The sequence below is a fragment of the Rhizobium sp. P43 genome (genome assembly GCF_056730705.1).
Genome location: NZ_CM161539.1, coordinates 3,685,434 through 3,695,000, shown reverse-complemented (window position 1 = coordinate 3,695,000; position 9,567 = coordinate 3,685,434). Strand labels below are relative to the sequence as shown.

The 9,567-nt window shown below is 56.1% G+C and carries 6 protein-coding genes, 1 tRNA gene and 2 rRNA genes (1 of these 9 cut by a window edge); 5 read left to right on the top strand and 4 right to left on the bottom strand.

The window, feature by feature from the left end; all coding sequences use genetic code 11:
- From AC1PUL_RS18460 to AC1PUL_RS18450, 3 genes are all read left to right on the top strand, one after another.
- Nucleotides 1-2,795: ribosomal RNA gene (locus AC1PUL_RS18460) — 23S ribosomal RNA — on the top strand (it extends 3 nt beyond the left edge of the window).
- 220 nt (nt 2,796-3,015) lie between these two features.
- A 5S ribosomal RNA gene (rrf, locus tag AC1PUL_RS18455) occupies nt 3,016-3,130 on the top strand.
- Nucleotides 3,131-3,282: 152 nt separating this feature from the next.
- Nucleotides 3,283-3,359: transfer RNA gene (locus AC1PUL_RS18450), tRNA-Met, on the top strand.
- Here the strand turns inward: AC1PUL_RS18450 and AC1PUL_RS18445 are convergent.
- Both AC1PUL_RS18445 and AC1PUL_RS18440 read right to left on the bottom strand, forming a co-directional pair.
- Nucleotides 3,316-5,166 carry a recombinase family protein gene (locus AC1PUL_RS18445; protein WP_480468627.1) on the bottom strand — a complete coding sequence of 617 codons (1,851 nt, stop codon included), beginning with the start codon at nt 5,164-5,166 and terminating at the stop codon, nt 3,316-3,318. The genes AC1PUL_RS18450 and AC1PUL_RS18445 overlap by 44 nt on opposite strands.
- 205 nt (nt 5,167-5,371) lie before the next feature.
- Nucleotides 5,372-5,611, bottom strand: coding sequence for a hypothetical protein (locus tag AC1PUL_RS18440; protein ID WP_480465517.1), 240 nt, complete (start codon nt 5,609-5,611; stop codon nt 5,372-5,374).
- A 130-nt stretch (nt 5,612-5,741) separates the two neighbouring features.
- Between AC1PUL_RS18440 and AC1PUL_RS18435 the strand changes: the two genes are divergently transcribed.
- On the top strand, nt 5,742-6,017 hold the full coding sequence (locus AC1PUL_RS18435) for a hypothetical protein (protein ID WP_480465516.1): 276 nt from the start codon (nt 5,742-5,744) through the stop codon (nt 6,015-6,017).
- 249 nt (nt 6,018-6,266) lie between these two features.
- On the opposite strand, the gene AC1PUL_RS18430 is transcribed toward AC1PUL_RS18435, so the two are convergent.
- Together AC1PUL_RS18430 and AC1PUL_RS18425 are read right to left on the bottom strand one after the other, a co-directional pair.
- Nucleotides 6,267-6,602 carry a hypothetical protein gene (locus AC1PUL_RS18430; RefSeq protein WP_480465515.1) on the bottom strand — a complete coding sequence of 112 codons (336 nt, stop codon included), beginning with the start codon at nt 6,600-6,602 and terminating at the stop codon, nt 6,267-6,269.
- 335 nt (nt 6,603-6,937) lie between these two features.
- Nucleotides 6,938-7,762: a hypothetical protein gene (locus tag AC1PUL_RS18425; RefSeq protein ID WP_480465514.1), complete on the bottom strand. Its 825-nt coding sequence runs from the start codon at nt 7,760-7,762 to the stop codon at nt 6,938-6,940.
- Between the two features lie 730 nt (nt 7,763-8,492).
- Between AC1PUL_RS18425 and AC1PUL_RS18420 the strand changes: the two genes are divergently transcribed.
- Nucleotides 8,493-9,548, top strand: a complete 1,056-nt coding sequence (locus tag AC1PUL_RS18420) for a hypothetical protein (RefSeq protein ID WP_480465513.1) — start codon at nt 8,493-8,495, stop codon at nt 9,546-9,548.
- Nucleotides 9,549-9,567: the final 19 nt, after the last annotated feature.

Below are 9,567 nucleotides of genomic sequence, written 5' to 3'. Positions count from 1 at the left end.
TAAGTGTCGTAAGGGCATTTGGTGGATGCCTTGGCATGCACAGGCGAAGAAGGACGTGATACGCTGCGAAAAGCCGTGGGGAGCTGCGAATGAGCTTTGATCCATGGATCTCCGAATGGGGCAACCCACCTTAAATGCTTGGAGAATCCAAACTGATCGCGAGATCGGCTTGGGTTTCCAAGCATTGTGATAAGGTATCTAACCTTCGAATACATAGGGGTTAGAAGCGAACGCAGGGAACTGAAACATCTAAGTACCTGCAGGAAAGGACATCAACCGAGACTCCGCAAGTAGTGGCGAGCGAACGCGGACCAGGCCAGTGGCAATGAGGAATAAAGCTGAACAGGTTGGAAAGCCTGGCTATAGTGGGTGATAGCCCCGTAAGCGTAGAACACTCATTGTCCTTGAGTAAGGCGGGACACGTGAAATCCTGTCTGAACATGGGGAGACCACTCTCCAAGCCTAAGTACTCGTGCATGACCGATAGCGAACAAGTACCGTGAGGGAAAGGTGAAAAGCACCCCGACAAGGGGAGTGAAATAGAACCTGAAACCGGATGCCTACAAGCAGTCGGAGGCCGCAAGGCTGACGGCGTACCTTTTGTATAATGGGTCAACGACTTAGTGTAACTAGCAAGCTTAAGCCGGTAGGTGTAGGCGCAGCGAAAGCGAGTCTGAACAGGGCGTTCAGTTAGTTGCATTAGACCCGAAACCGAGTGATCTAGCCATGAGCAGGCTGAAGGTTGGGTAACACCAACTGGAGGGCCGAACCCGCATCTGTTGCAATAGATTGGGATGACTTGTGGCTAGGGGTGAAAGGCCAATCAAACTCGGAGATAGCTGGTTCTCCGCGAAATCTATTTAGGTAGAGCGTCGACCGAATACCCCAGGGGGTAGAGCACTGGATGGGCTATGGGGACTCACCGTCTTACTGATCCTAACCAAACTCCGAATACCTGGGAGTACTAGTCGGCAGACACACGGCGGGTGCTAACGTCCGTCGTGAAGAGGGCAACAACCCTGACCTCCAGCTAAGGTCCCCAAGTCATGGCTAAGTGGGAAAGGATGTGAGGATCCCAAAACAACCAGGATGTTGGCTTAGAAGCAGCCATCATTTAAAGAAAGCGTAACAGCTCACTGGTCTAAATAAGGGTCTTTGCGCCGAAAATGTAACGGGGCTAAAGCCATGCACCGAAGCTGAGGATGTATCGCAAGATACGTGGTAGCGGAGCGTTCCGTAAGCCTGTGAAGGGAGACCCGTGAGGGCTCCTGGAGGTATCGGAAGTGCGAATGTTGACATGAGTAACGATAAAGGGGGTGAGAGACCCCCTCGCCGAAAGACCAAGGGTTCCTGCTTAAAGTTAATCTGAGCAGGGTTAGCCGGCCCCTAAGACGAGGCGGACACGCGTAGTCGATGGGAACCACGTTAATATTCGTGGGCCTGGTGGTAGTGACGGATCACGTAACTTGTTCATTCTTATTGGATTGAATGGGCGAGGAAGTGGTTCCAGGAAATAGCTCCACCGTACAGACCGTACCCGAAACCGACACAGGTGGTCAGGTAGAGTATACCAAGGCGCTTGAGAGAACTATGTTGAAGGAACTCGGCAAATTGCACGCGTAACTTCGGAAGAAGCGTGACCCCTTTGCACGCAAGTGTGATGGGGTGGCACAGACCAGGGGGTAGCGACTGTTTATCAAAAACACAGGGCTCTGCGAAGTCGCAAGACGACGTATAGGGTCTGACGCCTGCCCGGTGCTGGAAGGTTAAGAGGAGAGGTGCAAGCTTTGAATCGAAGCCCCAGTAAACGGCGGCCGTAACTATAACGGTCCTAAGGTAGCGAAATTCCTTGTCGGGTAAGTTCCGACCTGCACGAATGGCGTAACGACTTCCCCGCTGTCTCCAACATAGACTCAGTGAAATTGAATTCCCCGTGAAGATGCGGGGTTCCTGCGGTCAGACGGAAAGACCCCGTGCACCTTTACTATAGCTTTACACTGGCATTCGTGTCGGCATGTGTAGGATAGGTGGTAGGCTTTGAAGCAGGGACGCCAGTTTCTGTGGAGCCATCCTTGAAATACCACCCTTATCGTCATGGATGTCTAACCGCGGTCCGTCATCCGGATCCGGGACAGTGTATGGTGGGTAGTTTGACTGGGGCGGTCGCCTCCGAAAGAGTAACGGAGGCGCGCGATGGTGGGCTCAGACCGGTCGGAAATCGGTCGTCGAGTGCAATGGCATAAGCCCGCCTGACTGCGAGACTGACAAGTCGAGCAGAGACGAAAGTCGGTCATAGTGATCCGGTGGTCCCGTGTGGAAGGGCCATCGCTCAACGGATAAAAGGTACGCCGGGGATAACAGGCTGATGACCCCCAAGAGTCCATATCGACGGGGTTGTTTGGCACCTCGATGTCGGCTCATCGCATCCTGGGGCTGGAGCAGGTCCCAAGGGTTTGGCTGTTCGCCAATTAAAGCGGTACGTGAGCTGGGTTCAGAACGTCGTGAGACAGTTCGGTCCCTATCTGCCGTGGGTGTAGGAATATTGACAGGATCTGTCCCTAGTACGAGAGGACCGGGATGGACATATCTCTGGTGGACCTGTTGTCCTGCCAAGGGCATAGCAGGGTAGCTATATATGGAAGGGATAACCGCTGAAGGCATCTAAGCGGGAAACCCACCTGAAAACGAGTATTCCCTATCAGAGCCGTGGAAGACGACCACGTTGATAGGACGGGTGTGGAAGTGCAGTAATGCATGAAGCTTACCGTTACTAATAGCTCGATTGGCTTGATCGTTCTCATTGCTTGTGCTCATCAGCGCTGCTCGCAGCGTCGATGATGCTTCTCTTTTGTCCTGACGCGCTAAACGCGCTCCGGACGGGCCGCCAGACTGCTGGCGACGGCCTATCGGCCTGTATGGGAAGTTCCATGCAGACGAAGGCAGAGAAAAAACGTGTTCAATAAAGAAAACAGGCAAATGCCTGTGCCAGCTTCTCAAAACATTGCCCTTAGCCGACCTGGTGGTCATGGCGGGGTGGCTGCACCCGTTCCCATTCCGAACACGGCCGTGAAACGCCCCAGCGCCAATGGTACTTCGTCTCAAGACGCGGGAGAGTAGGTCGCTGCCAGGTCTGCTAAAGGCAATGTGTTCAGCTAAAAACGCTGATATCAAATCTTCTCAAAACAACATCGGCAAAAGCCGAAACAAAAAGGCCGCTCACAAAGCCGCCATCCAAACTTAGACAGTCTCTCAAGCGTCTCAAAACATATGCGACGCTCTTGGCGCGGGGTGGAGCAGCCCGGTAGCTCGTCAGGCTCATAACCTGAAGGCCGCAGGTTCAAATCCTGCCCCCGCAACCACTGAGACTTGCAAATTCTCCCATTCCGGCAATTTGCGTGAGAGTTCATCGATGTAAGCCTCGATGAGCTTGTTCTTTTTGACCTCCGTATCGATCTCACCGGATGCCAGGCGCGTCATCAGATCATTCTGAGCGGCTGCGAAGAACTGCTGCTGCAGGACATCGATCGCGTCCATGGATGCCATGATGTGGGCGATGTCGCCGTGCACCTGCAGGCTTGCCGGCTGGTGGCCAGGCGTCTTGCCGATCACGACAGTCTGGATGAGGTCACGCACGATCGGCATCAGCCGCTGTTTGATCGCTTCGTCGGCGTTGTTGCGTGCGAGGAAGATGAGCTTGCGGATCCCAATCCCGATGTTTGCCGGGTTAAACTGCGCCTTCAGCTTCTCGATCTTCTCCTGAAAATCCTCTGCCGGCTCCTCGACTGTCGCAAGTTCTCGGGCGAAATGTTCGCGCTTGACCTCGAGTTCGTCGAGCTGGTCGTCGAGGACGGCAAGCCGCGGCCGGCCTTCCGCATGCCGGTCCTGGATCTGCTGCATCAGGCTCGTCTGTGCCGCTTTGATCTTCGCGAGTTCAGCCTCCACTTGCGCCTTGCGGGAGGGGCCGTTCTTCAGTTTGGCCACTTCGTGGGCGATCATCTTCTTCGAAATCCGGTCGAAGATGTCGACCGAGTAAAACGCGACGGGCAAGCAGTTGAGGACGCGCTCTTCGAGTTCATGGCGGGTGATCGTTTTGCTGTTGGTGCAGCATTCCCCGTCAAGCTCATCGATCGGCAGGCGCTTCTTGCGGTTGGTGCAGCTATAGCGATCCTTTCCGCTGATCGCGTAGGGCCCGCCGCATTCGGCGCATTGCAGCATCCGGCTGAGGAGATACTCCGGACGGTGCGTCGCGTTGAGACGGTTCGTCGAATGCCGGTCAAACTCTTCGCGGCTTTCGGCCTGACGTTGCTTTGCCCGTTCCCACAGCTCATCCGAAATGATGCGCAGATCAGGCCGGTCCACAAACATCCAATCTTCCCTGTCGTTTGCACGCGAGGTTCGCCGTTCTGTCGTCGGGTCCTTGCGGAACTTCTGTTTGTTCCAGACGACTTTCCCAACGTAGAGGGCGTTGTTCAGGATGCCGGTCCCGTCAGTGACGCTGCCCCGGATGGTGGTGTCGCGCCAGTATTTGGTGCGTGCACCCGGGATGCCCAGGTCGTTCAGTTTTTGTGCAATGGCGGCCGGTGAGACGCCGTTGACATAGTCCTTGAAGATCCCGCGCACGATCTCGGCCTTGACCGGGTCGATCTCCCTCAGACCCTTGATGCGATCGCCATTGGCATTGCGCTGCTGGGAAAGCTTGTAGCCGTAAGAGAGGCATGTGGTTGCCTTTCCCTTGCGAACGGCCGTCTTCATGCCCTCGCGGGTGCGTGTCCGGCCCTGCTCGACGAGTTCATGGCTCATCGTGGAGCGCATGTGCAGTTCCATATCGGTGACCGCCCGGCCGGCTTCGACGGTCCAGATGGCGCAGTCGTGGAAATTGAGATCCTTCAGGATCTTCGAGGTGTGCTCGACATCGCGCGACAGACGGTCGACGTTGACGCAGAGCACCACGTCGATCTGTTCCCGCTTCACGTGCGCCAAGAGCTGCTGGATGCCAGGGCGAGAGGTGAACGAGGTTCCGCTGATTGCAGAGTCGGAGTAGGTCGCGACCAGCTTCCAGTCCCGATCGGCAACGAACTTCTTGCCGAGTTCCGTCTGGGTCTCGATCGAAACCTCATTCTGGCGGTCGGTCGAGTAGCGGGCGTAGAACAAAACCTTCTTGGTCATTGGGTACTCACTGATGAATGTATGGCATATGAGAGACATGCTTAGCCTGGTCGGGACGGCATGAGAGCCCCGGCCGGAACCAGGTCGTCATGACCTGAAAAGGGCGCGTATCGGACGAAACGTCCGGTTTGGCTGTTGTAGTCAGGGGATCAGCAACGGTCAGGATCGTGGCAATTATTGCCGCGCTTCTGCGTGTCTGGGAACGCTATGCGCCTGTTGCTCGAACGGCGCTTCCGGCCTTCAGCGGGGAAGAAGCCTTGCTGGTGAGGATGCCGTAGCGCACCTTGCGGATGGCATAGGTGCCCTCGTTGGCCGTCACGCCGGAAATCGACACGACGACGGATTGCCCTGAGAGGACCCGTTCGTAGATATCCCTTGCAACATAGCAGGGATTGCGGGTCTGATGCGTCCAGAGGGAATGGATCTTCTGAAACGGTGTATGCACGGAACTGTCCTTCGGGTCCTGAGTGGATTTGAAGGAATGCGCTTGCCACTTAGGATCCCTCAGGCGTCCGCTCGCCCCTCGATCCGACCTTGTCGTACCTGCTAGAAAGCTCACCACACGGAGTCAGGTGATGCAGGCTGCTTCGATCTCTCAATTTAGATTGCTGCCGGTCGTTGCCCGATACCGCGGCGGCGCACATACTTTCCAAAGGTTCACCGCTACCTCACTACGGGTTGAGGAGTGGCGCCGGGAGTTCTTCTTGCAGGGTCTGTCCCAGACGGTGTCGATCATCTATCTCATTTACTCAACTTCACCCTTGCAAGTGGGTTCCATTGAGGCGCATTCCGGCTACGGCGCTTACCGTAGCTGGCGCGTTTATCGCCAGCGCAGCGATGTCGGTCAATGATGGCATTAACCTTTTGTCCGACGTAACTCGATCATGTTGAACGAAACCCAGATCGATTCTTTCAAATTTTAACATTCGAGATCCTGCTTCGGCGTGCGCGCTCCCCTCTCTGGAAATCCGATTCAGAATCAAACGCCGTTTTGTAAAGTAACGGGGGGAATGTGTCAGATCTTGCAAACGCGGTTTGTGACAGGCGATGCGCGAAAGCGCGTCCAGCGGGCACCGACTGGAGGCAGGCGAGAAACCTGATCAATCCTCAGGCTCGTCACCGTCTGCGTCGCCCAGGTGAAGCTTCCGACGAAACGGCCACTCGCCCGTGCGGTACTTGTCAGCTAGCTCATCGAATACAGCATCCGATGCTCGCTCATCGAAGCCCTGACGAACCAGAAGAGCGACCACACGATCCTGCAACTCGTCGAGCTCGGCCTCTGCCCGGCGTGCCGCCATTGCCGATATGATCATGAAGAGAGCTGTGCGGGCGACATCGTCGCGGTTGGGCCGCCTTGCCTTGCGGTCAGCATCGCGCAGTCGTTGCTGACGCTCGCGCTGTTCGCGATTGCGGATCTCCTCCGATTTGCGTGCCATGCAGTCCTCTCACTTCGACAGGTGGCCCGCATGCCAGACCGGCATGAGCGCAGCAACCTCGCTCGCGGTTGAATCGAAAATCCCGGTTTATGAATCGAAAATCCTCAACCCTGAATCAGGAATGCGCAATTTGAGGCAGGTTGCGGGCAATGTGCGATAGGTCGAGATACCTTGAACCGTACAAACGGCGTTTGAGGAAACGCCGTTCCACTGTTCTGAATCGGATCTCCAGAGTTCGGAATCGCTGATGCGCAATTTATCTCGATGTGAGATACCGGCAGGATACCTTGTCTGCAGATCAAGACGACTTGTGCGCTCTGGTTCTACCGGCAGGATCAAGGCTGCTGCGGCGACCCCAGAAGCTGCTGCATCATCGCGCGCACTTTGACAACGTCAGGCATGGAACTCTCACGAACGTCATAGAGCTCCCCTAGACTATCAAGAAGTCGGTTCCACGGAGACGCTTGGGGCGGCCAGGCCGGGAACATGTGGCTGGGGCTTGAGGCGAGCGGATGCGGCAGCAGGATCAGGTTGCCGATCATCGTCTCCAGGTGCTCTCGGCCGATATGCAATTGGCTCCGGATGGCCCCGGATTCGTCGTGGTTAAAGCCGACCTCTTCGAGACGGTCGATCAAATGAATAATGCGGCTGAGCATCTCCCGGAAGATACGAAACCCGCTGCGTGTCTTCATGACTGCCAGCTCCTCCATGCTCGCCATATCGAACCGGAGGATTGCATGGTGTGGCGGTTGATAGGCGCGTAGTTCGACGCTCCAGTTCATCAGGATCTGCAGGTCGGCCAGAGAGATCCCGTCATAGGTTTGAAGTGCCTGCGCGCCGCGGTCAACGTCCTGCTCCTCCCCTTCAGCCAGAGCGGCGACCACTTCCGCGGACACGCCCAAGCGTTCCAGGTTCGGGCGATGAGGAGTAAGCACGAACTCGGCGTACAAAGCCCGCTCTATAACGGAGCGTTTGATACCGGTTCGTTCTACGATTGACGACACCACCTTCGATGATGGCTTCTCGTCAAAAACTTCCGAAAGCGCAATCCCGATGTCGAGGAGCGCCATTGGAGCGGTTTGGTCGATCGCCGCGATGGTTCTGAGCGCGGACTCCAGGGCCTCGGCCCGGTCGGCGGCAACACGGCTTTTTTTACTCATCGGAACTCCTGATCCCCAAGCGGAACGAATGCGTCAATCATCACGGGTATCGGCGAGAGTTTAAGCGCTGATGAATGATGGGAGCGACCGGAGGCCAATGCTGTTGGTGTCCACAGTTCGATCACTTCAACACGTCTGGCTGAACGGGTCGGGGAGGCGAGGCGCGGCGTAGTGCCGGGCTCAGCGCAAACGGCGTTTGCCGAAACGCCGTTCCAATGTTCTGAATCGAATGTCCAGAGTTCGGAATCAGATAAGCGCAATTTGTCTCGATGCACGGGCGCTTTGAGAAAACGCGTGATGCCTTATGAGGCTCGAAACGAGCCATCCCAGCCGTCGCCACAGCCCTTAGCGGCTTTACCTTGGATGATCGAGAAAATACTTCAAGCAGCCTCTGTGGGGAAAAAATGCGTTCTGCGTACCCACAGGAGGCGGCCGTCGAGCGAGCGGGACGCAGGCCTACCTACGAAAATGTACCTGCCTCTGTTTTGTGAGATATGTAATGACGCCAAAAATGGAATCAAGGTTGTCTGAACTATCGATTAGTATGGTTAATGTCAGATTTATTCGATAGTAGTAATTGGGTCTTTGGGTGCAAATTTGGGTATGGTTACATGGGTTTTGCTTGGTTTGATTTTGGGTACGATTTGCATCGTTTGATGATGTTGGAAATAATAGCTTCATCCGATGCCTTCTTGTGTCGGATGATAGTAACGCGTAAATGGAGTGTCAGATGACCACCAAGACCAAACCCAAGGCCCCCACCACCCCATCCCTCACATATGAAAAGCTGAAGATCGATCCAGCGCTTCAGGGCCTTCTCGAGAACAAAGCCGAGCGCATCTTCGAGCTCGGACGCCGCTCGACGGAGCAGACCTTCCTGATCGGCGACATTCTCAATGAAGCCGCTGATGTGCTGGAGGGCCCGACGTTCGGAAAATGGGCGCACAGCCGTTGCGGGATTGCCCCGCGCACGGCGACCGGCTTCATGGCCGTCTCGCGGAACCTCGAGCCGTTCCGCGACGAGATGATCGATCTCAATGTCAGCTCGACCGTCCTGTTTACGATCGCTCATGCGGAGCCGGACAAAATCCGCGAGGTTCTGAAGCATGCCGAGGAGCACGGTCAGGTCCGGGTCTCTGATGCCAAGGCCATCCTGTCTGAAGGTCAGGAGAAGCCGCGCGTCAATCCATATGACATCGGCGGTGTCAGCGGGCTTCAGGCGCTGATTGCTCTCAAATCCCGTGAAGGGCAGAAAATCTTCCTGGCCCGGCTTCAGGCGATCGTTGGGGTCATGGATGCGGCTTTGAAGGGCAAGCGGCTCTATAAAGAGAAGCTGCAGGATGCACTCATGCTGTCGGCAGGTACCGCTCGAAACGAGCTTCGCAATCTGACGCAGTTCGTATCGTCGGCCGAAATCGGGACCGGAAATAGAAGCCTTGTGATGTTCCCGTATGGCAGCCAGTGGGCGCGGGCCGAGGCTGTGCTGACGCGACTTTCCGACAAGGAGCGCTGGCCGAAAATGGTCGATTTGCGCAAATGGCTCGAGACCGAAGCCGTGCCGGTCCTGTCCTGGGTGATCTCGAAGGATCGAAAAGCAAAGCTGACCGGCCCCGACGTTACGGACGCTGTCGACGGCAATGACGATGTCGAAGGCCGTCACAGGCTAGAGGCGGTTCCGCCGCTCGACACGTCCGAGATGGTCGAGGTCGAGGTCGGCTTTGAGGACGAAGCTGACGTCGAAGACGAAAACCTCGACGAGATGGTCTCGCCAGTGCTGTCGATGTGACCGGCATCGAGATCGGGAA